This is a genomic window from Nonomuraea sp. NPDC048882 (assembly GCF_040649755.1).
Classification (GTDB): domain Bacteria; phylum Actinomycetota; class Actinomycetes; order Streptosporangiales; family Streptosporangiaceae; genus Nonomuraea; species Nonomuraea maheshkhaliensis.
The window spans coordinates 796,304-820,684 of the sequence record NZ_JBEZGB010000001.1; the positions used below are offsets into that span (position 1 = coordinate 796,304).

The following is a 24,381-nucleotide window of genomic DNA, read 5'->3' on the forward strand; positions in this document are numbered from 1 at the left end:
CCCTGCTCGCCCGGCCCTGCTCGCCCGGCCCTGCTCGCCCGTCAGACGGCCAGCAGCCGGCGGACGTCCTCCTTGTGCAGGTCCCCTGCCGCCCCCGTGCGCACCACGTGGCCGCCGTCGAGGATGACGAACGTGTCCGCCAGCCGGAGCGCGATGTCCAGATACTGCTCCACCAGCAGCACGGCCAGCCCCGAGGCGTGCAGCCGCTCGATGGCCGCCTCGATCTCGACGATGATCGACGGCTGGATGCCCTCGGTCGGCTCGTCGAGGATGAGCATCCTGGGCCTGGTCACCAGGGCGCGGGCCATGGCGAGCTGCTGCTGCTGGCCGCCCGACAGGTGCCCGGCGCTCCGCTTGAGCAGGGGCTTGAGCGCGGGGAAGACGTCGAGGGCCTCGTCGACAGCGCTCCTGGGCTGCTTGGCGGCCTCGACGGTGACGAGCAGGTTGCCCAGCACCGAGAGCTGGGGGAAGCACTGGTGGCCCTGCGGCACGTACCCCATGCCGAGCCGCACCCGCTCGTGCGGCTTGAGCCTGGTGACGTCGCGGCCGTCGAACGTCACCGTGCCCGCCGTCGCGGGCAGCACGCCCATGACGGTGTTGAGCAGCGTGGTCTTGCCGACCCCGTTGCGTCCCATGACGCACACGAGCTGGCCGGGGCCGACCTCCAGCGACACCCCGAACAGCACGCGCGCCCTTCCGTACCCCGACTCAAGGCCGGTTACCGACAGCATCGCTGGCCCTCCTCCCCAGATAGACCTCCTGCACCCGGGGGTCGGCGCTGACCTGGTCGACCGACCCCTCGACGAGCACCTTGCCCTCGTGCAGCACGGTCACCACCGAGGCGTGCCGGCGCAGGAAATCCATGTCGTGCTCCACCACGATCACCGTGTGGTCGTCGGCGATCTCGGTGAGCAGCTCGCCCGTACGCTCGCGTTCGTCCTTGGACATGCCGGCCACCGGCTCGTCCAGGAGCAGCAGTTTCGGCCGCTGCGCCAGAAGCATGCCGATCTCCAGCCACTGGCGCTGGCCGTGCGAGAGAACGCCCGCTGAACGCTCGGCGAGCTCTTCCAGACCCGTCCTGGCCAGGGCCTCCTCGACGGCCTCCGACACGCCGTCGCGCCGCCGGGTCAGCGACCACAGGGGTTTGCGGAAGGTGGCGGCCAGGTCGAGGTTCTCGACCACGGTGAGCGCCTCGAACACCACCGAGGTCTGGAACGTGCGCCCGACGCCCATCCGGACGATCTGGTGCTCCTTCCTGCCGACCAGGTCCGCGCCGCCGAACCGCACGCTGCCCGCCGCCGGCTTGGTCAGGCCTGTGATCACGTCGATGAGCGTGGTCTTGCCGGCCCCGTTGGGCCCGATGAGGAAGCGCAGCTCGCCCTCGGGCACGGTCAGGTCGACGCCGTCGAGCGCGCGGAAGCCGTCGAAGATCACCTGGACGTCACGTAGCTCTAGCATGGCGCAGCCTCCCGGCGATGCTTCGGCTGATTCCGGCGATGCCCTTGGGGGCGAGTGTCATCACCAGGATGAACAGGGCTCCTTGCAGGTAGAGCCAGCCGTCGGCGAACTGCTCGCTGAACGCCGTCTTGGCGTACCCCATGACGACCGCGCCGAGCACGGCGCCGGCCAGTGCGTGCCGGCCGCCCACGGCCACCGCGACGACCAGTTCCAGCGAGGGCACGACGCCGAGCAGCGCGGGCGAGATAATGCCGACGACCGGGACGAACAGCGCGCCCGCCAGCCCGGCCATGCCCGCAGAGACGGCGAAGGTGACGGTCTTGACCAGGGCCGGGTCGTAGCCGAGGAAGCGCACCCGGTCCTCGCCGTCCCTGACCGCGACGAGCAGGCGGCCGTAGCGGCTGTTCACGAGCTGGCGGGTGGCCAGGTAGAGCACCCCGAGCACGCTCGCCACGACCAGGTAGAGGCCGCGCTGGGTGGAGTCCTCGGCCAGGTCCTGGCCGAACAGCTCGAAGAAGTTCGTCATGCCGTTGGTGCCGCCGGTCAGGCCCTGCTGCCCGACCAGCAGGATGACCATGGCGGCGGCCAGCGCCTGGGTGAGGATCGCGAAGTACGCCCCCCGTACCCGCTGCCGGAAGACGAGCGTGCCCAGGATCAGCGCGATGGCCACCGGCCCGAGCACGGCCATGCCGAGCGCGAAGACCGGGTTCGCGAACGGCACCCACAGGGCGGGCAGCGTCTCCACGCCGCTCCACACCATGAAGTCGGGCAATCCGCCCGCTCCGGCCTCGTTGAGCTTGAGGTACATGGCCATGGAGTAGCCGCCGAGCCCGAAGAAGACGCCCTGGCCGAGCGTGAGCATGCCGCCCTTGCCCCAGGCCAGCCCGATCCCGAGCGCGACGATCGCATAGCACAGGTATTTCGCGAGCAACCCCAGCCGGAACGGCTCCAGTAGCAGCGGCGTGGCCACCAGCGCGATCACGGCCACGGTCGCGAAGGGCAGATGACGTCTGATCACGTGAGCACCCCTCTGACGCCCGATCATGTGAGCGCCCTCTGACGCCCGATCATGTGAGCACCCTCGACCTGAGCACGAACATGCCCTGCGGCCTGATCTGCAGGAACGCGATGATGACCGCGAACACGATCACCTTGGCCAGCGAGGCGTCCGACCAGAACTCGGCGTAGGAGTTGAGCAGCCCGAGCCCGAGCGCCGCGAGCACGGCCCCGCGCAGCTGCCCGAGCCCGCCGGCCACGACGACGAGGAAGGCGTCCACGATGTAGTAGTCGCCGAGCGCGGGCCCGACCGGGCCGATGAGCGTCACCGCCACGCCCGCGACGCCGGCCAGCCCCGATCCGATGAAGAAGGTCAGCATGTCGACCCGGCCGGTGTCGATCCCGCTGGTGGCGGCCAGTTGCCGGTTCTGCACCACCGCCTGGGTCCTGCGGCCGAGCCCGGTGCGGGTGAGGTAGAACCAGACCCCCACCACGCCGGCCACCGCGAGCCCCATGATGAACAGCCGGTTGTAGGGCAGGATGCCGACGCCTCCCGACAGCCAGGTGGGCGCACTCACCTGCACGTTGGGCGCGCCGAACAGGTCGCGGGCGAGCTGCTGCAGCACCAGGCTGACGCCCCAGGTGAGCAGCAGCGTGTCCAGCGGCCGGCCGTACAGGTGCCTGATCGCGAGCCGCTCCAGGACTAGCCCCATGGCGCCGGCGACCACGAAGGCCGCCGGCAGGGCCAGGACGAAGTCCTGCAGCAGGTACGCGGTGTAGGCCCCGGCCATGATGAACGACCCGTGCGCCATGTTGATCACGCCCATCTGCCCGAACGTGAACGTCAGGCCGAGTGCGATGAGCAGCAGCACCGCCCCGATCGAGAGCCCGATCGGCAGCTGGTTGACGAAGGCCGTCATCGTCAGCCCGCCGCCAGGCTCGCGGCCCAGGGGTAGCCCTTCAGGTACGGGTCCGGCTTGATCGGCTTGCCGGAGTCCCACACCTGCTTGATCAGGCCGTCGGGCTGGATGATGCCGATACGGGCGGTCTTGTACATGTGCTGGTTCTCGCCGTCGATGGTGACCAGCCCTTCGGGACGTTCGAGCGCGATGCCCGGGGCGGCCTTCTTGACCGCCTCCACCTCGGTCGTGCCCGCCTTCTTGACCGCCTCGGCCCACAGGTAGACGGCGTTGTAGCCGGCCTCCATGGGGTCGCTGGTGACCTTGCCCGCGCCGTACCTGGCCTTGTACGCCTTGACGAACGCCTCGTTGGCCGGGGTCTCGGTGGTCTGGTAGTAGTTCCAGGCGACCGGCTGGCCGACGATGTTGTCCACGCCGATGCCGGTGACCTCCTCCTCGGCGATGCTCACCGACAGCACCGGCATGCTCTCCGCCGTGGCCCCCGCGCTCTTGAGCTGCTTGAAGAAGGCCACGTTCGAATCGCCGTTCAACGTATTGAAGACCGCGTCCGGCTTGGCGCCCATGACCTTGTTGACCAGAGTGGAGTATTCGGTGTGGCCGAGCGGGGTGTACTCCTCACCGAGGATCTCCATCCCGTTCGCGGCCGCGTACGCCTTGATGATCTTGTTCGCGGTGCGCGGGAAGACGTAGTCGCTGCCGACCAGGAACAACTTCTTCTTGCCCTGCTCCTTGAGGTAGTCGAGGCCGGGGATGATCTGCTGGTTGGTGGTGGCGCCGGTGTAGAAGATGTACGGCGAGCTCTCCAGCCCTTCGTACTGCACCGGATACCACAGCAGCGCCTTGTAGCGTTCGAAGACCGGCAGCATCGCCTTCCTGCTGGCCGAGGTCCAGCCGCCGAAGACGGTCGCGACCTTGTCCTGCCTGATCAGTTTGGTGGCCTTCTCGGCGAACGTGGGCCAGTCGGAGGCCCCGTCCTCCACGACCGGGACGAGCTTCTTGCCCAGGACGCCGCCGGCCTTGTTGATCTCCTCGATGGCGAGCAGTTCGGCGTCGCGCACGGTGACCTCGCTGATCGCCATCGTGCCGCTGAGCGAGTGCAGGAGTCCGACCTTGATCTCGCTGGACTGGGCGGCGGGTTCGGCGTCGGACCCGCAGGCCGCGAGGGTTAAGAGGAGGATCGCGGAGACAATCGGGCGGGAGATGCGCACAGCCGTTCCTTCCTGCCGACCGGTTCTGCGAGAAAGGTGACTCGGCGACATTTCGCCAGAAGATCCCGATTGTTAATTGGCGATTGCCAAGCGTTCACAATCGCACAAAAACCGTCATGCCCTGCTTCACCGCAGGGCGAAACCAACACGACATGCTCCGGCAACGCCGTGGAAACGGCCGGTTTCTATGGTCCGGGCCATGCGGCTAACCCCACACGAGCAGGAACGGCTGCTCATCCACGTCGCCGCCGGGGTCGCGCGCGAGCGCCAGGCCCGGGGCCTGCGGCTCAACCACCCCGAGGCTACCGCCGTCATCGCCTCCTTCCTCATGGAAGGGGCCAGAGACGGGCGCAGCGTGGCCGACCTGATGGAGGCCGGGCGGTCGGTGCTCGGCCGGGCCGACGTCATGGAGGGCGTACCGGAGATGCTCGACAGCGTGCAGATCGAGGCCACCTTCCCCGACGGCACGAAGCTGGTCACCGTGCACAGGCCGATCCCGTGATCCCGGGCGAATACGTCCATCCGGAGGGCGTGATCGTGCTCAACCCGGGGCGCGAGCGGGTGAGCGTGCGCGTGGTCAACACGGCCGACCGGCCGGTGCAGGTGGGCTCCCACTACCACTTCGCCGCGGCCAACCCGGGGCTGGAGTTCGACAGGAAGGCGGCGTGGGGGATGCGGCTGGACGTGCCGGCGGGGACGGCGATCAGGTTCGAGCCCGGCGTCGAACGGGACGTGACGCTGGTGCCGCTGGCAGGGAATCGGGTGGTGCCGGGGCTGCGGCAGGAGTGGGCGGGGCCGCTCGATGACTGACCAGCCGACCGCACACGGGCCCACCGCCGATGGGCCGGCCACGCACGGGCCCGTCACCCAGGGGACCGCCATCACGCGCGCCCGTTACGCCGCACTCTACGGCCCCACGACCGGCGACCGGATCCGGCTGGCCGACACCGACCTGTTCATCGAGGTCACCGAGGACCGGTCCGCGGGCCCCGCCGGGCACGGCGACGAGGCCGTCTTCGGCGGCGGCAAGGTCATCCGCGAGTCCATGGGCCAGGCCAGGACCACCCGCGCGGAGGGCGCGGCCGACCTGATCATCACCGGCGCGGTCATCCTCGACCACTGGGGCGTGATCAAGGCCGACGTCGGCATCCGCGACGGCCGGATCATGGGCATCGGCAAGGCGGGCAATCCCGACACGATGGACGGCGTCGACCTGGTCATCGGGCCGTCCACGGAGGTGCTGGCCGGCAACGGCAAGATCCTCACCGCCGGGGCCGTCGACTCGCACGTCCACCTCATCTGCCCGCAACTGCTCGACGAGGCCATCGGCTCCGGCGTCACCACGATCGTCGGCGGCGGCACCGGGCCCGTCGAGGGCACCAAGGCCACCACCGTCACCGGCGCCTGGTACCTCGCCCGCATGCTGGAGTCGCTCGACGCCTACCCGCTGAACTTCGCCCTGCTCGGCAAGGGCAACACCGTCAGCGAGGAGGGCCTGCGCGAGCAGCTGCGGGCCGGCGCCTCCGGCTTCAAGCTGCACGAAGACTGGGGCACCACGCCGGCCGCCATCGATGCCTGCCTGAGCGTCGCCGACGCCGCCGGCGTGCAGGTCACGATCCACACCGACACGCTGAACGAGGCCGGCTTCGTCGAGTCGACGCTCGCGGCCATCGGCGACCGGACGATTCACGCTTACCACACCGAAGGGGCGGGCGGCGGGCACGCGCCCGACATCATCCGCGTCGCGGCCTATCCCAACGTACTGCCGTCGTCCACCAATCCCACCAGGCCCCACACCGTCAACACGCTCGACGAGCACCTCGACATGCTGATGGTCTGCCACCACCTCAACCCGTCGATCCCCGAGGACCTGGCGTTCGCCGAGTCGCGCATCCGGCCGACGACGATGGCGGCCGAGGACATCCTGCACGACCTCGGGGCGATCTCCATGATCGGCTCGGACTCGCAGGCCATGGGCAGGATCGGCGAGACGATCATCCGTACGTGGCAGACGGCGCACGTCATGAAGGCGCGGCGAGGCTCGCTGGGTGGGCCGGCCGACAACCTGCGCGCCCGCCGCTATATCGCGAAATATACGATCTGCCCGGCCATCGCCCACGGCCTGGAGGCCGACGTCGGCTCCGTCGAGCCCGGCAAGCTAGCCGACCTGGTCCTCTGGGACCCGGCCTTCTTCGGGGTCAAGCCCGACCTGGTGCTCAAGGGCGGCGTGGTCGCCTGGGCGCAGATGGGCGACGCCAACGCCTCGATCCCGACGCCGCAGCCGGTGCTGCCCCGCCCCATGTTCGGCGCCGCGCCGGTCACCGCCGCGGCCACCTCGCTGCACTTCGTCTCGCCCGCCGCCGTGGAGTCGGGGCTGGCCGACCGGCTCGCGGTGCGCCGCCGCCTCGCGCCGGTGGCGGACGTACGGGGGCGCGGCAAGTCCGCGATGCCGCTCAACGACGCGCTGCCGCGGATCGACGTGGCGCCCGACACGTTCGAGGTCCGCATCGACGGCGACCTCGTCGAGCCCGCGCCCGCCACCGCCCTGCCCATGGCCCAGCGTTATTTCCTCTTCTGATGCGGCCCGCCCTGCTCCTCCTCACCGACTCCCGGCTCCCGGCCGGGGGTCACGCCCACTCCGGCGGCGCCGAACGCGCCGTCGCGTCGGGGGCGGTGCACGACGTGCCCTCACTGGCGCACTTCCTGCGCGGACGACTGCGCACGGCCGGCACGGTCGCCGCCGCCCTCACCGCCGCCTCCTGCGCCCACGCCTCCATCGGCACGGCCTCGCCAGGCGCGGCCTCACCCGGCACGGTTCCCTCCGGCACGGCCTGCCCAGGCGCGGTCTCCTCCGGCACGACCTCCTCGGGCTCAACCTTCCCAGGCGCGGCCCCCACCGGCGCGGTTTCGTGGGAGGCGCTGGACGCCGAGATGGACGCCAGGACCGCGTCCCCTGCGCAGCGGGAGGCCTCGCGCACTCAGGGCCGGCTGCTGCTGCGGGTGGCCCGCCGGATCTGGCCGTCCCCCGTGCTGGACGAGCTCGCCCGGGCGATCCCGAGCCCGCATCACCCGCTCGCCCTCGGCGCAGCGGCGCACGCGGCCGGGGCCACGCCCGAGGAGGCGGCGCTGGCGGCGGCCTACCACGCGGTCACCGGGCCGGCCACGGCGGCGGTCCGGCTGCTGGGCCTCGACCCGGTGGCCGTGCACGCCGTCCTGGCCGGCCTTGATTCCGACCTGACCGCCGTCGCCACCCAGGCCTGCCTGCCGTCCGACCTCGCCGCCGCCGACGCCGGCCCGGCGACCGGCCGCACCACCGACGCGACCCGAGCCGATCCGGCGTCCGGCGCCGGACACTCCACGGCCGCCGATCCCTTCGCGGCCCTGGCGGCGCTGGAGGCGCTTCCCGCCTGCTCGGCGCCGGCCCTTGATCTTCTCGCGGAACAGCACGCCCGAGCCGAGGTACGGCTGTTCATCTCCTGAGACGAAAGGACCCCTTCATGGGAGCCAATCACGACGACCACCACCACGCCCCCGACGGCCGCGGCCGCGCGCTGCGCCTGGGCGTCGGCGGGCCGGTTGGCAGCGGTAAGACGGCCCTGGTGGCGGCCCTCTGCAGGACCCTGGGCCCGTCGCTGTCCCTGGGCGTGGTGACCAACGACATCTACACCACGGAGGACGCCGACTTCCTGCGCCGCGCGGGCGTGCTCGACCAGGAACGCATCCTCGCCGTCGAGACCGGCTGCTGCCCGCACACCGCCATCCGCGACGACATCGCCGCGAACCTCGACGCCGTGGAGACCCTGGAACACCACTTCGGCCCGCTCGACCTGGTGATCATCGAGAGCGGCGGCGACAACCTGACGGCCACGTTCAGCCGTGGGCTGGCCGACCGGCAGATCTTCGTGCTGGACGTGTCGGGCGGCGACAAGGTGCCACGCAAGGGCGGCCCCGGCGTCACGAGCGCGGATCTGCTGGTGATCAACAAGACCGACCTGGCCCCGATGGTGGGCGCCGACCTCGACGTGATGGCCCGCGACGCGGCCGCGGTGCGCGGCGACCGGCCGGTGCACTTCACCTCGATCCGCCAGGAACCCACCGCCGCCGAGGTCGCCGCCTGGGTCTCCGAGCAGGTACGCGACTGGTCTCACGCCCACGCGGCCCCCGTCTCGTAATGCCACCACCATCGGCCGACCACCCACCCCCCACCCCGACACTCGCCGCCCCCACGACACCCGCACCACCCGCGAGCACCCGGCGGGTGATGCGGGCGAGTGCCGCCGTGGCGACCGCGCGGGCCGGTGACGGCCGTACCGTGGTGAGCCGCCTGGCCTCGGCGCCGCCGCTGACGCTGCGCCAGACCGGGCCGCACACCGTCCACCTCGTCTCCACCGCCGCGGGCCCGCTCGGCGGCGACAGGCTCGCGCTCGACCTGTACGTCGCCCCCGGCACCACCCTGGAGCTGGGCTCGGTCGCCGCCACGCTGGTCCTGCCCGGCCCGGGTGAGTCCGAGCTGCTGGTCACCGCCCACGTGGGCGCGGGCGGCACGCTCCGCTTCGCCCCTGAGCCGACCGTGCTGGCCGCCGGCTGCGCGCACCGCCTCGTGGTCCGGCTCACGCTGGAGGACGGCGCGAGCGCGTTCTGGCGGGAGGAGATCGTCTTCGGCCGCCACGGCGAACCGTCCGGCCGCTGCCGCTCGCGCTTCGACGTCACCCGCGACGGCCTGCCGCTGCTCAGGCAGGAGTTCACGGCCGGCGACCCGGTTTTCGACTCCTCCCCCGCCGTGTACGGCCCCGCGCGCTGCGTCGGCACCACCTTCCTGACCGCCCGCGCCAAGGAGCCGGCCGTGGCCGAGGGCGTCGCGGTGCTGCCGCTGGCCGGTCCCGGCACGCTGGTGTCCGCGCTCGCGAAGGACGCCGTACAGCTGCGGTCACGGCTGGAGTGGGGCGAGCGCACGGCTGTGGCGGATGAGCCGGCCACCGGCGCCACGCCGTGGTGACGACTCCGTTGCGTACGGTGGAGAGCGGCGCGTCTCCCGGCTTACAGTGATCGTATGGCCGTCGCACCCGCCCACCCGAAGCTGCGCCGTGGTTATCCGCTGGCCGTGATCCTCACCGGAGCCCTGCTTGTGTTCTGCGCGGTCCTGCCCTGGGCCGGGCTGCAGGCGACGAGCGGCCTGATCGGCGCCGGGGTGGCCAGTGACGTGCGCGGGATCGACGACGCGTTCGGCGTCTACACGCTGATGGCCGGGCTGGCGGCGCTGGGCTGCGGCCTGGCCGGCCTGCTGTCACGCCCGAGGCTGGCGGCGCTGGCGATCCTGCCCGGCGGGGCGGCCGTGCTGGTGCTGGTGCTGTTCGTGACCGAGGGCAGCGGGCTGCGCGACCGCGTCTCCATCAACCTCGGCGAGCTGCTGTCGATCGAGCCGGTGATCAGGTTCGGCTGGTTCGCCGCGCTGGCCTGCGCGCTGGCGATCGTCCTGCTCGCGTTCATGGCCCTGATCGGCCGCCGCTGATCCCGGCCGGGATCAGTCGTAGAAGCCCAGCCGCCGCAGCTGCTTGGGGTCGCGCTGCCAGTCCTTGGCCACGCTGATCCGCAGGTCGAGATAGACCCGGGTGCCCAACAGGGCCTCGATCTGCTTGCGGGCCCTGGTGCCGACGTCGCGCAGCCGCTCCCCCTTGTGCCCGATGACGATCGCCTTCTGCGAGGGCCGTTCGACGAACATGTGGGCGTAGATGTCGAGCAGGTCGTCACGCCCCTCGCGGGTCATCATCTCGTCGACGACCACGGCGATCGAGTGGGGCAGCTCGTCGCGTACGCCCTCCAGCGCCGCCTCCCTGATCAGCTCGCCGACCAGCACCTGCTCCGGCTCGTCGGTGAGCTGGCCGCCCTCGTAGAGGGGCGGCGACTCGGGCAGATGCTCGATGATCACGTCGCCCAGCACGTCGAGTTGCTCGCCCGACTGCGCCGACACGGGCACGACGGCGGCGAACTCGGCCACCTGCGACACCGCCAGCAACTGCTCGGCGATCTGCTCCCTGCTCGCCAGGTCGCACTTGGTCACCACCGCGATGACCGGGGTCTTCTTCACCGCGGACAGCTTGTCGGCGATGAACCGGTCGCCCTTGCCGATGGGCTCGTTGGCCGGCACGCAGAACCCGATCAGGTCCACCTCGGTCAGCGTGGACAGCACCAGGCTGTCGAGCCGCTCACCGAGCAGCGTGCGCGGCCGGTGCAGGCCGGGGGTGTCGACGATGATGATCTGGGCGTCGGGCCGGTGCACGATGCCCCTGATGACGCGTCTGGTCGTCTGGGGCTTGGACGAGGTGATCGCCACTTTCGTGCCGACCAGGGCGTTCATCAGCGTGGACTTGCCGACGTTCGGCCTCCCCACGAAGCAGGCGAATCCGGCGCGATGGTTGTCTGGCGAAGTCACATGTGCATTCTGTCCCATCATCGAGCCTGTTCACGCCACCAGGCGAACGCCGTCGGCGCCACCCCGGGCGTCCACGCCGTCGTCTCGTAGCCGGGCAGCTCGCTCTCGGACACCCACCGGTAGTCGTTGATCTCGTCCCCGTCGGGACGCGGCTCGCCCGAGCCGGGGGCCAGCGCGCAGCCGTAGGCGGCGATGACGTAGGCGACCTGGTGGCCGTTGGGGTAGCGGGTGCGGAACTCGGGCCCGCCGTACACGCCGATCAGGCCGCGCACCTCGATCTCGACGCCGAGCTCCTCGCGCAGTTCCCTGGCCACGGCCGCCTCAGGCCGCTCGTCCGGATCGATCCCGCCGCCGGGAGCGGCCCAGAGGCCCACGTCACCATGGCGGGCCAGCAGCAGCCGGCCCTCGTCGTCGAACACGAACCCGGACACCGACGGCAGCATGAGCAGATCGTTGCCGATCTTCTCCCGCAGGCTCGCCAGAAAGGGCGACATCGGCACGTCAGCCTCGCAGAGTGCCGTCGGGACCGGCCACGAGCAGCTTGCCGACGCCCAGCTCGGCGGCCACCGCCTCGTCGTCGGGGCTCGGCGTGCCCTCGCTGACCAGCGCCGCCGCCTCCAGGGACCGCGCGCCGCTGGAGATCGCCATGGCCGCCGCCACCTGCACCGCCGACAGCTTGAGCGCGGTCAGGGAGACGTCGGTCGCCGCGTAGGTGCGGCCGGTCTCGTCGCGGACGGCCGCCCCCTCGGCGGAGCCGTTGCGCGCCCTGGCGGCACGGGCCAACGTGATGATCTTGCTGTCTTCAGGGTTCACTGGTCCAGATTAGGCGCTGACCAAGGAGATCGCCGCCTCGACCACCTTGCGGGTACGCGCCGCGTCCACGTCGTTCATCCCGGTGTGCACCACGGACACGAGCGTGTCGCCGACGCGGGACACGACGACGTCCATCGCGTACGGGTAGCCGTTCAGCCGCCCGTGCAGCCGCGCCCCCACGGCCTCGTCACCCGCGTCGCGCACGGGAAGCGTCCGCACGCTCAGGTCGGTGCCGCTGGAGGTGTGCACGGAACGGCAGGAGTCGATGGCCTTGGCCAGCTTGTCGAGGTGCCCGCGCGCCTCCTCGTTCGCGTACCTGGCCAGGCCCACCCCGGCCTGCTCGCCCAGCCCGTCGCCGTCGTAGCTGACCGCCGCCTGGGCCTTCAGCGCCTGCGCCGGCGCATGTCCGCCGGCCGGCTCCAGCACGGCCCTGCAGTTCCTGTCCGCCTGCCCGAACGGCATCCGCCAGGCCTGCTCGGGTCGCGGCGTGAAGCCGTCGGGCAGCGGTGGCTTCTTGGTGAGCACCTCGCGCAGCTGTGCCATGGCCCGGGCGTCGAGGAAGCTCTCGGCTCCCCCGCCGCCGCATCCCGCCAGGACTCCGGCCAGCAGTGCGCAGGCGATGACCCCCGGTACGCGTTTCATGATCCCTCCTGCTTCGCAGCCTCCCCCACCTGCGAAGACGGCAATCCACCGGAGTGGCCACCGAAGCGCAAAAAGGGTGCCCTCATCCGGTTTCCGGATGAGAACACCCTTTAAGCCGATCAACGTCTCGGCCGGTGACCCGGCCAGGACGTTGTCGTCCCCCCGGGAAGTCTCCTTCTGCCGCGAACCCCACCCGGCGTTCGGACACTTCCCCTTTGACACCCACCGCACTGGATGTCGTGAAATGAGAATGGCGGACGCGGCTTGCAGAAGACTTGTAGAACGCTTGCCGCACCACCCTGAGGTGATGCGGGAATGGTCATTCGCGTTCGGCGGCGGCCGGGACCGCCTCGTCCTCGGGCGGCGTGACCCGCCGCGCCACCACCGTGCTGATCCGGTTGCGCCGCCCGGCCAGGCTCTCGGCCGTGAGCGACAGCCCGCCCACCTCCGCGTGCGACCCGGCGATCGGGACCCGGCCGAGCGCGTGGGCCAGCAGCCCGCCCACGGTCTCCACGTCGTCCACCTCGATCTCGGTGTCGAACAGCTCGGCCAGCTCGTCCACCGGCATGCGGGCCGTCACGCGCAGCGCGCCGTCCGGCATGGACTCCACGCGCGGGGCCTCCTGGTCGTACTCGTCGGTGATCTCCCCGACGATCTCCTCCAGGACGTCCTCGATCGTGACCAGGCCGGCGGTGCCGCCGTATTCGTCGATGACGATGGCGATGTGGATCTGCCGCGCCTGCATCTCGCGCATGAGCTGGTCGATGGGCTTGCTCTCGGGCACGTACGCGGCCGGCCGCATGATCGACTCGACCGGTTCCTTGCCCCCGCTGTCACCCGACTCGTGGATCTTGCGGGCGATGTCCTTGAGGTAGGCGATGCCGATGACGTCGTCCTGGTTCTCGCCCACGACCGGGATGCGGGAGAAGCCGCTGCGCAGCGCGAGCGACAGCGCCTGGCTGATCGTCTTGCCCCGCTCGATGTAGACCATGTCGGTGCGCGGCACCATGACCTCGCGCACCAGCGTGTCACCCAGCTCGAAGACCGAGTGGATCATCTCGCGCTCGTCGGGCTCGATCACCCGGCGCTCCTCGGCCAGGTCGACCAGGTCACGCAGCTCGGCCTCCGAGGTGAACGGGCCGTCGCGGAAGCCCTTGCCGGGGGTGAGCGCGTTGCCGAGCAGGATGAGCAGCTTGGGCAGGGGGCCGAAGATGCGGGTCAGGCCGTACACGATGGGGGCGCTGGCCAGCGCGACCGGCTCGGCGTGCTGGCGCCCCAGCGTGCGCGGCATGACGCCGACCACGACGTAGCTGATCACGATCATCACGACCGCGGCCCAGAAGTAGGCCCAGCCCTGGTCGTCGAGGAGATCGATGAAGAGCAGCGTCGCGATCACGGTCGCGACCAGCTCACAGCTCAGCCGCAGCAGCAGGAGCAGATTGAGGTAGCGCGGCGGGTCGGTCACGATCGCCTGCAACCGCGCGGCACCACGTCTGTCTTCACGCACGTATTCCTCGGCACGCACCCTGGAGATGCGCGTCAGCGCCGTTTCCGCGCTGGCGATCAGGCCACCGATGATCACAAGGGCGATGACCGACAGCAACCAGGCGTTCACCGCGGGTTGCGCACCTCCTGCCACGACTCGAGGAGCCGGGACTGCAGTCCGAACATCTCCTTGTGCTCCTCCGGCTCGGCGTGGTCGTAGCCGAGCAGATGGAGGATGCCGTGGGTGCACAGCAGCTCCAGCTCGTCGGCTGCGCTGTGACCTGCGTCCTCCGCCTGCCTGGCCGCGACCTGCGGGCAGAGCACGACGTCACCGAGCAGGGCCGGATCGGCGGGACCGTCGCCCTCGCCGCGCGCGCCGCCCCCAGGACGCAGCTCGTCCATCGGGAACGCCAGCACGTCGGTCGGGCCGGGCTCGCCCATCCACTTCTCGTGCAGCTCGGCCATGGCGTCCTCGTCGACGACCACGATGGACAGCTCGGCGAGCGGGTTGATGCCCATCTCGGCGAGCACGTGAGCGGCCAGGGTGGCGATGCTCTCCTCGTCGACCCCTACGCCGGACTCGTTGTTGATCTCGATGCTCATGGCCGTCGCTTCCCCCGCTGCTGGATCGCCTTCGGCTCCTGGGCGGCCTGCGTGGCATCGTAGCGCCCGTAGGCGTCGACGATCTCGCTGACCAGCTTGTGGCGGACCACGTCGGCGCTGCTCAGGCGGGCGAAGTGGATGTCGGGGATGCCCTCCAGGATCTCCTGCACCACCCGCAGGCCGCTGACCGTACCCGAGGGCAGGTCGACCTGGGTGACGTCACCCGTCACCACGATCTTGGAGTTGAACCCCAGCCGGGTGAGGAACATCTTCATCTGCTCGGCCGAGGAGTTTTGCGCCTCGTCGAGGATGATGAAGGCGTCGTTGAGCGTGCGGCCGCGCATGTAGGCCAGCGGCGCGACCTCGATCGTGCCCGCGGCCATGAGCTTGGGGATCGAGTCGGGGTCGACCATGTCGTGCAGGGCGTCGTAGAGCGGGCGCAGGTAGGGGTCGATCTTCTCGTAGAGCGTGCCGGGCAGGAAGCCGAGCCGCTCACCGGCCTCGACCGCCGGCCGGGTGAGGATGATGCGGTTGACCCGCTTCTCCTGCAGCGCCCGCACGGCCTTGGCCATCGCGAGATAGGTCTTGCCGGTGCCGGCCGGGCCGATGCCGAACACGACCGTGTGGTTGTCGATCGCGTCGACGTAGCGCTTCTGGTTGACGGTCTTGGGGCGGATGGTCCGCCCACGCGAGGAGAGGATGTCGAGGGAGAGCACCTCGGCGGGACGGTCGGAGGTCATGCGCAGCATGGCGATGCTGCGCTCGACCGCGTCGGGGGTGAGCTCACCGCCGCTGCGCAGGATCTCGACGAGCTCCTCGAAGAGGCGCACGACGGCGCCGCTCTCGTCGGGGCTGCCGGTGACGGTGATCTCGTTGCCACGCACGTGGATGTCGGCCCTGAAGGCGCCCTCGATGACGCGGAGCAGCTCGTCACGGGAGCCCAGGAGGCTGACCATCGGGTATTCGTCCGGAATCAGCACCTTCGCCTGAGTGCGCGAAGGAGGTGCTGTGCGTCGGGATTCGTGTAGTTCGGACATGGGCAGGCCAGCGGCCTGATGCCTCCCGGTCTCTTTCGGTGTGCTTCTCCGCCCATCGTAGCCGGGACCTGGCCGATTGCTCGCGCCAATATCACCGCCTGCGGCCGGAGGTGTCCGTTATCCGGGCGGCCAGCCCAGATCGCGCCCGCCCAGGACGTGGGCGTGGACGTGGAAGACGGTCTGCCCGGCGCCCGCCCCGGTGTTGAACACGATGCGATAGCCGCTTCCGGACACCCCGTCCAGCACGGCCACCTCGTGCGCCGACTTCAGCACCTCGTCGGCGAGCCCGTCGTCGGCCGCGGCCAGCGCCGCGGCGTCGGCGTGATGCTCCTTCGGGATGACGAGCACGTGCGTGGGAGCCTGCGGATTCACGTCGCGGAAGGCGAGGGTCCTGCCGGTTTCGTAGACGATCTCAGCGGGAATCTCGTTGGCGACGATTTTGCAGAAGAGGCAATCGCTCACCCGATCACCCTATCGAGCGCTCACCGCCGGCAAGTCCGTTGCGAATCGGTAATCAGCTGTGTCGTGCGTAGGAAGATCAACGAGGTTAGGGTGAGTGTGCGACACTACAGCTAAAAGAAGACGATTCAGGGTCGGGCGAGCGCCACCTGGCGAGGACACGACTGGGTAATGCACCCTAAGGAACCGGGGAAACCTCAAGAACCGGAAGAGCGTAAACCCTCTGGGAAGGCCGCGCGTCCCACTGATGTGACCACCGAAACCCTCCTGGCCGACAGGTCGATGGGGGCGGTGCCGGTCGGGTGGGATGCCGACATGGCCGTGACGGCGCTGTACAGCGCGCACTTCCGGTCATTGGTGCGTCTCGCCGTGTTGCTGGTGCGCGACATTGCAACAGCCGAGGAAGTCGTGCAGGATGCGTTCGTCGCCATCCATGGCGCCTGGCGCAGACTGCGTGACCCCGACAAAGCACTCGCCTACCTGCGTCAATCCGTCGTCAACCGGTCCCGGTCCGTGCTGCGTCACCGCGCGGTCGTCGAGAAATACGCCCCCAAGGGCCTGCCTGACGCTCCGAGCGCCGAGAACGGCGCGATCGGCGAGCTGGAACGCTCCGCCGTCATCGAGGCGTTACGAGCCCTGCCGACCCGACAGAGAGAAGCACTGGTTCTACGCTACTACGGTGATCTGTCCGAAGCTGAGATCGCCCACGCCATGGGGATCAGCAAAGGCGCGGTCAAGAGCCACACGGCACGTGGTATGGCCGCGTTGCGATCGGTCCTGGAGAAGATGTCATGAGCCAGCCCCCCGACGAGTACGGCGACCTCCTGCGTCGTGCGCTCCGCGCGGAGGCGGACGCGGTCGTACCCTCGCCGGAAGGACTGGAGATCATCCGTGGCCGCATCGAGCGGCGTGGAGTGCGCAACCTGTTCTGGTGGCGAGCGGGCGCGGCCGCCGCCAGCGCCCTGCTGGTGGCGGGAACGATCGTGATGGCCGTTCCCTCGCTGCGCTCCCAGATCATCGACCAGATCCCGGTCGGCCCCATCGACAACGAGACGACCTCCGAGGCTCCTTCCAACTCCTCCACCACCCGTTCCGTGCAGCCTCCGCCGCCGGAGCGGACCAGCGACCCGCCCGCGGCCGTGATCCCCGAGACCCCCAAGCCGCCGACCCCGCGCACCAGCCGTAAGGCCGACTCGACCAGCAGGCCGTCCCCGTCGCCCAGCCCGACGCCGACCTCCTGCCCCTCGACCCTGGCCGAGCAGGCCGAGCCGCCCGCCGACTGTCCTACGCTGTCACCGACGCCCACTCCGACGCCGACGTCGGAGGAGACGAGCGCGCCGCCCACGGCCTGCCCGCCCGAGGAGTGCCCGCCGTCAGACGACGCGATGGAGACACCCGCGGAGCTGGCCAGCCCGCTCCAGGACACCTCCGACGCCACGGTGCCCTGACCCGGCTGAGCCGGCCGAACCACCCGCACGTCTTCACGACCGCAACGTCGCGGTCACACCCCCATGCCCCGCCCGCAGCGTCGCGGGCACGCTCGCACGGCCTGCGCGGTTCGCGCGGTCTCACCAGCGTCCGGTACGGCTGAGCAGCACGGCCGCCGCCGCGACCCCCGCCGTGGACGTACGCAGAACCGTCGGCCCCAGCAGCACCGGCGCCGCCCCGGCCGCCCCGAACCGGGCGAGCTCGTCCTCCGAGACGCCGCCCTCAGGACCCACGACCATCACGATGTCGCCGCTCGCCGGCAGCGGAACCTTCGACAGCGGCCCTGCCGCCTCCTCGTGCAGCACCAGGCCCAGGGCCGCGCCGGCGAGCAGCTGTTCGACCTGGGCCGTGGTGGCGAGGTCCGTCACCTCGGGCAGGTGGAAGCGGCGGGCCTGCTTGCCCGCCTCGCGGGCCGTGGCACGCCACCGGCCCAGCGCCTTGGCGACCTTGTCGCCCTTCCACTGCGTGATGCTGCGCGCGGCCGACCACGGGACGATCACGTCCACGCCGGCCTCGGTCATCATCTCGACCGCCAGCTCGCCCCTGTCGCCCTTGGGCAGCCCCTGGACGACGACGAGCCGGGGCCCTGGCGCCTCGACCTGGTAGCGGCGCAGCACGTCGAGCCTGAGCGCGTCCTTCAGGGTCTCGCGTACGACGCACTCGGCCACCGTGCCGGCGCCATCGGTCAGATCGACCCGCTCACCGGCGCGCAGCCGTCGTACGGAGGCTGCGTGCCGCCCCTCGGGCCCGTCGAGCGTCAGCTCGGGGCCGTCGAGCGCGTCGGCCAGGAAGACGGGCGCCGTCACCGGCCGTTGAACGCGTCACGCAGGCGGGAGAAAAAACCCTGCTGACCCGGTGCGAACTTGCCAGGCGGGCGCTCCTCACCCCGCTGCCTGGACAGCTCGCGGAGCAGTTCTTCCTGGGCGGTGTCGAGGCGGGTCGGCGTCTCGACGTTGACGTGGATGAGCAGGTCGCCCCTGCCGGACTCGTTGAGCCGCTGCACGCCGCGGCCGTACATGGTGATGACCTGGCCGGACTGGGTGCCGGGGCGGACGTCGATCTCCTCGGAGCCGTCGAGCGTCTCCACCGCCAGCACGGTGCCGAGCGCGGCGGCCGTCATCGGGATCTGCACGGTGCAGTGGAGGTCGTCGCCGCGCCGTTCGAAGATCTCGTGGGCCCGTTCGACGATCTCCAGGAAGAGGTCTCCCGGCGGGCCGCCGCCTGGACCGACCTCGCCCTCGCCGGCGAGCTGGATGTGGGTGCCGTCCTCGACGCCGGCGGGGATGCGGACCTTGATCGTACGGCGGGTGCGCACCCGGCCGTCGCCGGAGCACTCCTGGCAGGGATGGCGGATGATCGTCCCGAAGCCACCGCACTGGGGGCACGGCCGCGAGGTCATGACCTGGCCCAGGAAGGAGCGGGTGACCTGGGAGATCTCACCGCGCCCGTTGCACATGTCGCAGGTGTCGGGGTGGGTGCCCGCCGCCGCGCCGGCGCCGTGGCACACCTCGCACAGCACGGCCGTGTCGACGGCCAGCTCGCGGGTGGTGCCGAACGCCGTCTCGCGCAGGTCGAGCTCCACCCTGATGGTGGCGTTGCGGCCTCTGCGGGCGCGTGAGCGCGGCCCGCGGGCGCCGGCGGCCGTGCCGAAGAAGGCGTCCATGATGTCGCTGAACGGGAAGCCCGCGCCGAACCCGCCCGCGGCGCCCGCGCCCGCTCCCGCACCGCCGAAGGGGTCGCCACCCAGGTCGTACATCTGGCGCTTGTTGGGGTCGGAGAGCACCTCGTAGGCCTGCGTGATCTCCTTGAACCGCTCCTGGGTCTCAGGATCGGGGTTCACGTCGGGGTGCAGCTCACGGGCGAGACGGCGGTAGGCCTTCTTGATCTCGTCCTGACTCGCGTCACGGCGCACCCCGAGGGTGGCGTAGTAGTCGCTGTTTGCCACTTATCGACCTCTTATGATGCAGCCAGGATCTGGCTGACGTAGCGTGCCACCGCGCGTACGGCGCCCATCGTCACGGGATAGTCCATCCTGGTCGGCCCGAGTACGCCGAGCCGGGCCAGTTGGTTGTCGCCAGAACCGTATCCGGTCGCGACGATGGATGTCCCCCGCAGGTAGGGGTTTTCCGCGCCGATGCGCACGGTGAGCGCGGACGGGGTGTCTGAGGTTGTCTCGCCGAGCAGCCGCATGAGGACCACCTGCTCCTCCAGCGCCTCCAGCACGTCACGCAGGCCGGTGGTGAAGTCGGCGCCGGCGAGGTTGGCCGCGCCGGCGAACACGATCTTCTCGTCGTGCCGCTCGACCAGCGTCTCGAGCAGGACCGACAGGACCGTGGCCACCACGGGCCGGTCTTCGAGGGGCAGCCGCTCGGGCAGGTCGGCGACCAGGTCGGGCACGCTGCTCAGGCCGCAGCCGTCGAGGCAGGAGTTGAGCACCGCGCGCAGGTGCGCGATGCGGGCGTCCTCCACCACCTCGGGCAGCTCGACCACGCGCTGCTCGACGCGGCCGGTGTTGGTGATCAGCACGAGCATGACCCGCCGGTCGCTCAGCGGGACCAGCTCGACGTGTCTGACCGTCGAACGGGTCAGCGTCGGATATTGCACGACCGCGACCTGCCGGGTCAGCTGCGCGAGCAGCCGGACCGTGCGGGTGACCACGTCGTCGAGGTCGACCGCGCCGGCCAGAAACGTCTCGATGGCTCTGCGCTCGGCCCCGGACAGCGGCTTCACCTGCGAGAGCCGGTCGACGAACAGGCGGTAGCCCTTGTCCGTCGGCACGCGGCCCGCGCTGGTGTGCGGCTGGGTGATGTAGCCCTCCTCCTCCAGCGCGGCCATGTCGTTTCTGACCGTCGCGGGGGAGACCTTCAGGTTGTGGCGCTCGGCGAGCGCTTTGGAGCCCACCGGTTCGTTGGTGGACACGTAGTCTTCGACAATGGCTCTGAGCACAGCCAGCTTACGTTCGTCGAGCACGTGCTCACCTCCTGCCTCTGTCTCTGTCAGGAACGCGGTGTCTAGCACTCTGTGTTCCCGAGTGCCAAGTGTACGGCTCTCGCCCACAAGGTGCGATAACAGCGGGTCCCATCCTGCTGCTGGCGTGGTGTGAGCGACAGGCCTCAGACTGGCGAACATGACCGACGATTCTCAGCCCCCGCCGTACGGCCCCCCGTCTGAGCAGGGGCCTCACCACGGTCAGCCGCAACCTCCTCAGTACGGGCCGCCTTCCGGGCCGCAGCCCGGCCCTGGCCCCGATCAACCTTACGGACAGTCACCGTACGGACAGCCACCGTACGGGCAACCGCCTTACGGGCCGCCGCCGCAGGGACAGCAGCCCCCGTACGGACAGCCTCCGCCCTACGGGCAGCAGCCGCAGTACGGTGAGCCCACCCAGTTCGGCCCGCCACCTCAGTACGGACAATACGGCCAACAGGCCCAATTTCCACCACGAATCGACTCCAAAGCCATAAAGCCCAGCCTGTGGTGGCTCGCCGCCGCCTGGGGCGTGTTCCTGGTGTGCGTGGTGGCGGGTGTGGCCCTGTTCGGCGGCGGCCTGGTGAGCAGCGTGGCGGACATGGCGCCGACGAAGACGTTCGCGCCCGGCGAGAGCATCACGGTGTCGGTCGATCCGGCCGACAAACCGGCCGTCTACGTCGCCAGCGACGCCCGTATCTCCTACGACTGCGCCATCTCCGGCGGCCCCGGTCAGGCCAGGCTCGCCAAGGTCCCCGGAAACCAGAGCGTCACCTGGGACAACACCGTCTGGCAGGAGATCCTCGTGATCAACGCGCCGGCCAAGGGCGACTACCAGCTCACCTGCACCAACCAGGAGCAGGCCACCGTCCGCTACGGCGTGGGCCGCGACGTCCTGTCCAGCCTGGGCGGCGTCACCGGTGGGCTGGCGGGGCTGTTCCTGCTGCCCGGCGCGGGCCTGCTGGCCGCCGTCGCCGGCACGGTCGTCGTCCTGGTACGCCGGAGTGGCGCCCGCAAGCGCCTTGCGGTCAGCGGGTGATTTGCTACGGTCCCCGTGTGTACGAGGGCGATGTTCTGGCGGGAAACTGGCGTCGGCCGGGCAAGGGGAAGATCCCCAAGGTGCCCGCCGAGATCGATCTGGTCGTCGAGGACGCCGACAGCGGCTTCTGCGGCGCCGTGGTGGCCTGCGACAAGGAGGCCGTCACGCTCGAAGACCGGTTCGGCAAGCGCCGCCTGTTCCCGCTGGCGCCCGCCGCCTTCCTGCTGGAGGGCAAGCCCGTGACCTTGGTACGCCCCGCCGCCGCCCCCGCCGCGCCCCGGCGCAGCGCCTCGGGCTCCGTCGCCGTGGAAGGGCTGCGGGCCAGGGTCGCCAGGCAGAGCCGGATCTACGTGGAAGGCGTCCACGACGCCGCCCTCGTCGAGAAGATCTGGGGCCATGACCTGCGGGTCGAGGGGGTCGTGGTCGAATACCTCGAAGGCGTGGACGACCTGCCCGCCATCGTGGCCGAGTTCGGCCCGGAGCCGGGGCGGCGGCTGGGCGTGCTGGTGGACCACCTGGTGCCCGGCTCCAAGGAGAGCAGGATCGCCGCCGAGATCACCTCGCCGGACGTGCTCGTGGTGGGGCATCCGTACATCGACATCTGGCAGGCGGTCAAACCGTCCGTGCTGCGCATCCCCGCCTGGCCCGACGTGCCGCGCGGGGTGCCGTGGAAGGAGGGCGTGATCGCGGCCCTGGGCTGGCGCATGGAGCCGGCGCAGGCGTGGCGGCGCATTCTCGGCGCTGTCTCGACGTACACGGACCTGGAGCCGGAACTGCTCGGCCGGGTCGAGGAACTGATCGACTTCGTTACGGAGGCACCATGAGCCAGGACCCGCCCCAGCCGCCGCCCGATGACGACGCCACCAAGAAGATCTCCCCCGCCGACATCCCACCCCCGGCGTCCGGCCCCCAGCCCGGCTACGGCCAGCAACCCAGCTCGCAGCCCGGCTACGGGCAGCAGCCCAGCTCCCAGCCCGGGTACGGGTACGGCCAGCAGCCCGGCTCCCAGCCTGGTTACGGTCAGCCCGGGTACGGCCAGCAGCCCGGCTCGCAGCCGGGGTACGGCCAGCCCGGGTACGGCCAGCCTGGTTACGGGCAGCAGAACCCGTCCGGCCAGCAACTCCCCTACGGCCAGCTGCCCCACTCGGCCCCGGGCTACGGCCAGCCCCCACCCGGTTACGGTCAACCCGGCTATGGTCAACCGAACTACGGTCAGCCCGGCTACGCGCCGGGCCGCGGCGAGCCGTACGTGCCCGGCAGGTTCGGCCCCCGCCCCGGCACCGACGACACCACCATGGCCATGCTGGCGCACCTGCTCGGCCTGCTGGTCTCCTGGATCGGCCCGCTGATCATCTACTTGATGAAGAAGGACGAGGCCCCCTACGTCAGAGACCAGGCGGCGGAGGCGCTGAACTTCCAGATCACGATGTTCATCGGCTACCTCGTCGCCGGCATCCTGACCGTCATCTTCATCGGCGTCCTGCTGCTGCCGGTCATCTGGGTGCTGTCGCTGATCTTCCACATCCAGGCCGCGGTGGCCAGCAACAAGGGCCAGCCGTACCGCTACCCGTTCTCCATCCGGATGATCTCCTAGACCAGAAGGTCCCTGACGAGGGCGTCGGCGAGCAGCCGTCCCTGGAGGGTGAGCACCATCAGGCCCGCCTTGAACGGCTCGGGCTCCAGCAGCCCGCGCGCCAGCGCGCTCGCCACAGTGGGGCGGGCTGCGGGCGCCACCCGCGCCAGCGGGTAGCCGGAGGACAGCCGCAGCTCCAGCATCAGCCGCTCGGCGTCGCGGTCGTCCTGGCCGAGCACCTCGCGCGCGTGGGCGGGCGAGGCACCGCCGGCCAGGCGTTGCGCGTAGGCGGCCGGATGTTTGACGTTCCACCAGCGGGTGCCGCCGACGTGGCTGTGGGCGCCGGGGCCGGCGGCCCACCAGTCGCCGCCGGTCCAGTAGAGCAGGTTGTGCCGGCAGCGGGCGGCGTCGTTCACTGCCCAGTTCGACACCTCGTACCAGCGCAGACCGGCCCCTGAGAGCAGCTCGTCGGCGATGAGGTAGCGGTCGGCGGCCACGTCGTCGTCGGGCATCGGCAGCTCACCGCGCCGGATCCTGGCCGCCAGACGGGTGCCCTCCTCGACGATCAGCGAGTACGCGGACACGTGGTCGGGCCCGGCCTCGATGGCCGCGGTCAGCGAGGCCCGCCAGTCGTCGTCGCTCTCGCCCGGGGTGCTGTAGATCAGGTCGAGGTTGACGTGGTCGAACCCGGCCTGCCGGGCCTCCTTGACGGCCGCCGCGGCCCGGCCGGGCGTGTGCTGCCGGTCGAGGACCCGCAGCACGTGCTCGCGCGCGCTCTGCATGCCGAAGCTGATCCGGTTGAACCCGCCCTGGCGGAGTTTCTCCAGGTATGACGGGTCGACGGACTCGGGGTTGGCCTCCGTGGTGACCTCCGCCCCCGGCGCCAGCCCGAACTCGGAGTCGATCGCCGCCAGGATCCTGGCCAGGTCCTCGGGCGGCAGCAGGGTGGGCGTGCCCCCGCCGAAGAACACCGTCTCCACCGGCAGCTCGGTGGCGCCCAGGACGCGGCGGGCCAGGCGGATCTCCGTCACGACCGTGTCGGCGTAGTCGTGGTGGGAGGCGCCGGGACCGAGCTCGGTGGCGGTGTAGGTGTTGAAGTCGCAGTAGCCGCAGCGGGTCACGCAGAACGGCACGTGCACGTAGAAGCCGAACGGGCGCTCGCCGAGGCCCCGGAGGGCGCTGTCGGGCAGTTCGCCCGAGGTGGGCGCGGGATCGCCGTCAGGCAGGGTGGATGGCACACCACCAGTTTGCCCGCCTCCCAAG

At 70.7% G+C, this 24,381-nt stretch carries 30 protein-coding genes; 12 read left to right on the forward strand and 18 right to left on the reverse strand.

Translation table 11 applies throughout. From position 1 onward, the window contains the following. Positions 1-41 precede the first annotated feature (41 nt). The 5 genes from urtE to urtA are packed head-to-tail and all read right to left on the reverse strand — an operon-like array spanning position 42 to position 4,582. A complete protein-coding gene (urtE, locus tag AB0C27_RS03390; protein ID WP_346106387.1) occupies positions 42-731 on the reverse strand; it encodes an urea ABC transporter ATP-binding subunit UrtE in 690 nt (229 codons plus the stop codon). After that, positions 709-1,458 (reverse strand): urea ABC transporter ATP-binding protein UrtD, encoded by a 750-nt coding sequence (urtD, locus tag AB0C27_RS03395; RefSeq protein WP_357837111.1) that lies wholly within the window; start codon positions 1,456-1,458, stop codon positions 709-711. The genes urtE and urtD overlap by 23 nt, the downstream gene beginning before the upstream one ends. Then, the gene (urtC, locus tag AB0C27_RS03400; protein WP_357837114.1) at positions 1,442-2,476 is read right to left on the reverse strand and encodes an urea ABC transporter permease subunit UrtC; all 1,035 of its coding nucleotides are present in this window, start codon (positions 2,474-2,476) and stop codon (positions 1,442-1,444) included. The genes urtD and urtC overlap by 17 nt, the downstream gene beginning before the upstream one ends. 49 nt (positions 2,477-2,525) lie before the next feature. Then, the gene (gene urtB, locus AB0C27_RS03405) at positions 2,526-3,374 is read right to left on the reverse strand and encodes an urea ABC transporter permease subunit UrtB (RefSeq protein WP_357837117.1); all 849 of its coding nucleotides are present in this window, start codon (positions 3,372-3,374) and stop codon (positions 2,526-2,528) included. 2 nt (positions 3,375-3,376) lie between these two features. Continuing rightward, on the reverse strand, positions 3,377-4,582 hold the full coding sequence (gene urtA / locus AB0C27_RS03410; RefSeq protein ID WP_357837120.1) for an urea ABC transporter substrate-binding protein: 1,206 nt from the start codon (positions 4,580-4,582) through the stop codon (positions 3,377-3,379). 199 nt (positions 4,583-4,781) lie between these two features. Between urtA and AB0C27_RS03415 the strand changes: the two genes are divergently transcribed. Genes AB0C27_RS03415 through AB0C27_RS03445 form a run of 7 tightly spaced genes read left to right on the forward strand, consistent with a single transcriptional unit; the run spans position 4,782 to position 10,091 of the window. Further along, a complete protein-coding gene (locus tag AB0C27_RS03415) occupies positions 4,782-5,084 on the forward strand; it encodes an urease subunit gamma (RefSeq protein WP_106236048.1) in 303 nt (100 codons plus the stop codon). Continuing rightward, the gene (locus AB0C27_RS03420; protein ID WP_357837124.1) at positions 5,081-5,392 is read left to right on the forward strand and encodes an urease subunit beta; all 312 of its coding nucleotides are present in this window, start codon (positions 5,081-5,083) and stop codon (positions 5,390-5,392) included. The genes AB0C27_RS03415 and AB0C27_RS03420 overlap by 4 nt, the downstream gene beginning before the upstream one ends. Further along, positions 5,385-7,160, forward strand: a complete 1,776-nt coding sequence (locus AB0C27_RS03425) for an urease subunit alpha (RefSeq protein WP_357837127.1) — start codon at positions 5,385-5,387, stop codon at positions 7,158-7,160. Before AB0C27_RS03420 ends, AB0C27_RS03425 begins: the two co-directional genes overlap by 8 nt. Beyond that, a complete protein-coding gene (locus AB0C27_RS03430; protein ID WP_357837130.1) occupies positions 7,160-8,062 on the forward strand; it encodes an urease accessory UreF family protein in 903 nt (300 codons plus the stop codon). Before AB0C27_RS03425 ends, AB0C27_RS03430 begins: the two co-directional genes overlap by 1 nt. Before the next feature lie 17 nt (positions 8,063-8,079). Then, positions 8,080-8,754, forward strand: a complete 675-nt coding sequence (ureG, locus tag AB0C27_RS03435; RefSeq protein ID WP_357837133.1) for an urease accessory protein UreG — start codon at positions 8,080-8,082, stop codon at positions 8,752-8,754. After that, a complete protein-coding gene (locus AB0C27_RS03440; protein ID WP_357837136.1) occupies positions 8,754-9,578 on the forward strand; it encodes an urease accessory protein UreD in 825 nt (274 codons plus the stop codon). The genes ureG and AB0C27_RS03440 overlap by 1 nt, the downstream gene beginning before the upstream one ends. 54 nt (positions 9,579-9,632) lie before the next feature. Next, positions 9,633-10,091 carry a hypothetical protein gene (locus tag AB0C27_RS03445; protein ID WP_357837139.1) on the forward strand — a complete coding sequence of 153 codons (459 nt, stop codon included), beginning with the start codon at positions 9,633-9,635 and terminating at the stop codon, positions 10,089-10,091. 12 nt (positions 10,092-10,103) lie between these two features. Here the strand turns inward: AB0C27_RS03445 and era are convergent, their stop codons facing one another. The 8 genes from era to AB0C27_RS03485 form a co-directional block, all read right to left on the reverse strand. Next, positions 10,104-11,012, reverse strand: coding sequence for a GTPase Era (gene era, locus AB0C27_RS03450; protein WP_357837142.1), 909 nt, complete (start codon positions 11,010-11,012; stop codon positions 10,104-10,106). A gap of 17 nt (positions 11,013-11,029) precedes the next feature. Further along, positions 11,030-11,506 carry an NUDIX domain-containing protein gene (locus AB0C27_RS03455; RefSeq protein WP_357837145.1) on the reverse strand — a complete coding sequence of 159 codons (477 nt, stop codon included), beginning with the start codon at positions 11,504-11,506 and terminating at the stop codon, positions 11,030-11,032. Positions 11,507-11,513: 7 nt separating this feature from the next. Further along, complete coding sequence (locus AB0C27_RS03460) at positions 11,514-11,825, reverse strand: cytidine deaminase (protein WP_346106410.1); 312 nt, start codon at positions 11,823-11,825, stop codon at positions 11,514-11,516. 9 nt (positions 11,826-11,834) lie between these two features. Next, a complete protein-coding gene (locus AB0C27_RS03465; protein ID WP_357837148.1) occupies positions 11,835-12,467 on the reverse strand; it encodes a hypothetical protein in 633 nt (210 codons plus the stop codon). Between the two features lie 319 nt (positions 12,468-12,786). After that, positions 12,787-14,082 (reverse strand): hemolysin family protein, encoded by a 1,296-nt coding sequence (locus AB0C27_RS03470; RefSeq protein ID WP_357837151.1) that lies wholly within the window; start codon positions 14,080-14,082, stop codon positions 12,787-12,789. After that, positions 14,079-14,555 (reverse strand): rRNA maturation RNase YbeY, encoded by a 477-nt coding sequence (ybeY, locus tag AB0C27_RS03475; RefSeq protein WP_357837154.1) that lies wholly within the window; start codon positions 14,553-14,555, stop codon positions 14,079-14,081. The genes AB0C27_RS03470 and ybeY overlap by 4 nt, the downstream gene beginning before the upstream one ends. Further along, positions 14,552-15,592 carry a PhoH family protein gene (locus AB0C27_RS03480; RefSeq protein ID WP_346106417.1) on the reverse strand — a complete coding sequence of 347 codons (1,041 nt, stop codon included), beginning with the start codon at positions 15,590-15,592 and terminating at the stop codon, positions 14,552-14,554. Before AB0C27_RS03480 ends, ybeY begins: the two co-directional genes overlap by 4 nt. A 117-nt stretch (positions 15,593-15,709) precedes the next feature. After that, complete coding sequence (locus AB0C27_RS03485; protein ID WP_106235463.1) at positions 15,710-16,054, reverse strand: histidine triad nucleotide-binding protein; 345 nt, start codon at positions 16,052-16,054, stop codon at positions 15,710-15,712. Positions 16,055-16,333: 279 nt separating this feature from the next. Here AB0C27_RS03485 and AB0C27_RS03490 point away from each other — a divergent pair, with 279 nt between their 5' ends. After that, positions 16,334-16,846, forward strand: a complete 513-nt coding sequence (locus AB0C27_RS03490) for a SigE family RNA polymerase sigma factor (RefSeq protein WP_080047132.1) — start codon at positions 16,334-16,336, stop codon at positions 16,844-16,846. After that, on the forward strand, positions 16,843-17,499 hold the full coding sequence (locus tag AB0C27_RS03495) for a hypothetical protein (RefSeq protein ID WP_357837158.1): 657 nt from the start codon (positions 16,843-16,845) through the stop codon (positions 17,497-17,499). Before AB0C27_RS03490 ends, AB0C27_RS03495 begins: the two co-directional genes overlap by 4 nt. Before the next feature lie 120 nt (positions 17,500-17,619). Here AB0C27_RS03495 and AB0C27_RS03500 read toward each other — a convergent pair whose 3' ends face one another. The 4 genes from AB0C27_RS03500 to AB0C27_RS03515 all read right to left on the reverse strand — a co-directional run bounded on the left by AB0C27_RS03500 (position 17,620) and on the right by AB0C27_RS03515 (position 20,963). After that, positions 17,620-18,345: a 16S rRNA (uracil(1498)-N(3))-methyltransferase gene (locus AB0C27_RS03500; protein ID WP_357837161.1), complete on the reverse strand. Its 726-nt coding sequence runs from the start codon at positions 18,343-18,345 to the stop codon at positions 17,620-17,622. Next, on the reverse strand, positions 18,342-19,484 hold the full coding sequence (gene dnaJ / locus AB0C27_RS03505; RefSeq protein ID WP_357837164.1) for a molecular chaperone DnaJ: 1,143 nt from the start codon (positions 19,482-19,484) through the stop codon (positions 18,342-18,344). The genes AB0C27_RS03500 and dnaJ overlap by 4 nt, the downstream gene beginning before the upstream one ends. A gap of 11 nt (positions 19,485-19,495) precedes the next feature. Then, positions 19,496-20,509, reverse strand: a complete 1,014-nt coding sequence (gene hrcA / locus AB0C27_RS03510; RefSeq protein ID WP_106235455.1) for a heat-inducible transcriptional repressor HrcA — start codon at positions 20,507-20,509, stop codon at positions 19,496-19,498. A 295-nt stretch (positions 20,510-20,804) separates the two neighbouring features. Continuing rightward, positions 20,805-20,963 (reverse strand): hypothetical protein, encoded by a 159-nt coding sequence (locus AB0C27_RS03515; protein WP_357837167.1) that lies wholly within the window; start codon positions 20,961-20,963, stop codon positions 20,805-20,807. A gap of 93 nt (positions 20,964-21,056) precedes the next feature. On the opposite strand from AB0C27_RS03515, the gene AB0C27_RS03520 reads away from it, so the two are divergent. From AB0C27_RS03520 to AB0C27_RS03530, 3 genes are read left to right on the forward strand one after another with little or no spacing between them, the layout of a single operon-like run. Next, positions 21,057-21,545, forward strand: coding sequence for a hypothetical protein (locus tag AB0C27_RS03520; RefSeq protein WP_357837170.1), 489 nt, complete (start codon positions 21,057-21,059; stop codon positions 21,543-21,545). 17 nt (positions 21,546-21,562) lie between these two features. Continuing rightward, positions 21,563-22,369: a DUF3097 domain-containing protein gene (locus AB0C27_RS03525; RefSeq protein ID WP_357837173.1), complete on the forward strand. Its 807-nt coding sequence runs from the start codon at positions 21,563-21,565 to the stop codon at positions 22,367-22,369. Continuing rightward, on the forward strand, positions 22,366-23,139 hold the full coding sequence (locus AB0C27_RS03530) for a DUF4870 domain-containing protein (protein WP_357837176.1): 774 nt from the start codon (positions 22,366-22,368) through the stop codon (positions 23,137-23,139). Before AB0C27_RS03525 ends, AB0C27_RS03530 begins: the two co-directional genes overlap by 4 nt. Here the strand turns inward: AB0C27_RS03530 and hemW are convergent. Beyond that, complete coding sequence (gene hemW, locus AB0C27_RS03535; RefSeq protein ID WP_357837179.1) at positions 23,136-24,356, reverse strand: radical SAM family heme chaperone HemW; 1,221 nt, start codon at positions 24,354-24,356, stop codon at positions 23,136-23,138. The genes AB0C27_RS03530 and hemW overlap by 4 nt on opposite strands. Between the last annotated feature and the right edge of the window lie 25 nt (positions 24,357-24,381).